This window comes from Oribacterium sp. P6A1 (genome assembly GCF_000702885.1).
In the GTDB taxonomy this organism is placed as follows: Bacteria; Bacillota; Clostridia; order Lachnospirales; family Lachnospiraceae; genus Oribacterium.
Genome location: NZ_JNKO01000091.1, coordinates 1 through 1,579 on the forward strand (window position 1 = coordinate 1; position 1,579 = coordinate 1,579).

A 1,579-nucleotide genomic window follows, 5' to 3' on the forward strand; every position below is an offset into this window, starting at 1 on the left:
TGCCATTGGGTCTTTTCGTATTCACTCATAATTATTTTTCTTTCTATGGTAATTATAAGTGATTAACGCTCAATCACTTTCATATTACCATCATTCGTTATGGGAAACAATAAGCGGAGATCTCGCTGATGAAACAGATGTGAGTTTTCTGATTTTTTAAGAATTCTCAGGTTAAACATATTTATATAGATACATCATTACATTGTAATGATGTATCTTGCATTATTGCCGAATTATGTTATACTACAATCATAATTATGTAATAGGAGGTGTCTGTCATGGCAAATGTTGTTAATGTAAATTTCAGGATGGATTCAGAATTAAAAAAGAACATGGAAAGCCTTTGTGATGATTTAGGTATGTCTATGACTACTGCGTTCACTATTTTTGCCAAAAAAATGACTCGGGAGCGTAGAATTCCGTTTGAAGTATCAGCAGATCCTTTTTATTCAGAAAGTAATATTCGTCATTTGAATATGATAATGGATGATATAAAATCAGGGAAAGCACACTTCGAGGAACACGAACTCATGGAGGATGACTGATGGGGTTCTTTGGGAAGATAGAGGCTGGGAAGATTACCTTTTCTGGCAAGGGCAAGACAAAAAAACATTAAAGAGAATTAATGCTTTAATAAAAGATGCCCAAAGAAATCCTTTTGATGGTCTGGGAAAACCTGAACCTCTAAAAGAAAACCTCAGTGGCTTTTGGAGTCGTCGCATCAATGACGTGGATCGCTTGGTATATGACTATACCGATGGTCATATTAGAATCATGTCATGTCGGGGACATTACGAATAAATCCATGTATAAACTAAGCGTTCAAGTCTACACCTGACTTGAACGCTTATTCTATCACCTAAGATATTTCAGCCAGCAGTTCATTTGCAGACTTAACGATATCCGGATTATATCCTTTATCAAGAAGTATCTGAACCGGGGAACCGGATTTTAACAGCTTAATTACTGTGGCTAATTCTGTAGCACCCTCGGTCCTTCCTTCAGCTTTTCCTTCGGCAATGCCTTCTTGTCTTGCACTGGCTTTTGCAGCATCCAGTTCGGGCTTCATGAGTTTTATAAGAGCTTCATTCATTTCCGGTACCTCCTTCAATTTATTAAAAATTGCCTCGTTTTCTATCATAGCAAGATGCAAAACCGAATCGGCATTTTCTTTATCATCTTTTTCAGTCAGGACTTTAGCAGACGAAACCAGGCTTTTAGCTGTCGTTTCATCCATCTTCCGGGTCAGGGCCTTTAACCATTGATGCTCATCGACTCTCAATCTTGATGAAATGATAAGCTGAGTCGGAAAAAGCACTTTTTCCCCGGAAATGTAAAATATTCCCGGATATTCTTCGGCAACAACGCAACTGTTGTTCTTAAACCAGTTGATCAATGTTCTGGTCATTCCCTCCCGGATAAGAGAGATGGTTATTTCCGATGATCGGATAGCATCTTCGTTCTCAGCATTGGCTTTATACAAGCATGCATAGGCCAATGTCTTAAAATATTCATCTATACCAAGTTCATCTTCAGGTGACTTGTATTCAAAAATATTGTGTTGCAGGAAGATCCTGCC

At 38.0% G+C, this 1,579-nt stretch carries 3 protein-coding genes; 2 read left to right on the top strand and 1 reads right to left on the bottom strand.

The genetic code is table 11. The features are described 5' to 3' along the window. Positions 1-278 precede the first annotated feature (278 nt). Entirely contained in the window at positions 279-545 is a 267-nt protein-coding gene (locus tag T515_RS16150; protein WP_036613632.1) for a type II toxin-antitoxin system RelB/DinJ family antitoxin, read from the top strand. Beyond that, positions 538-801 (top strand): Txe/YoeB family addiction module toxin, encoded by a 264-nt coding sequence (locus tag T515_RS16155; protein WP_036613635.1) that lies wholly within the window; start codon positions 538-540, stop codon positions 799-801. Before T515_RS16150 ends, T515_RS16155 begins: the two co-directional genes overlap by 8 nt. 58 nt (positions 802-859) lie before the next feature. Here the strand turns inward: T515_RS16155 and T515_RS17755 are convergent. Then, positions 860-1,579, bottom strand: a 720-nt coding sequence (locus tag T515_RS17755) for a hypothetical protein (RefSeq protein ID WP_036613638.1), incomplete at its 5' end; no start/stop codon positions are given.

Coding starts and splice junctions, on each gene's coding strand:
- T515_RS16155 (WP_036613635.1), top strand. CDS start 538: ATGACTGATGGGGTTCTTTGGGAAGATAGAGGCTGGGAAGATTACCTT.
- T515_RS16150 (WP_036613632.1), top strand. CDS start 279: ATGGCAAATGTTGTTAATGTAAATTTCAGGATGGATTCAGAATTAAAA.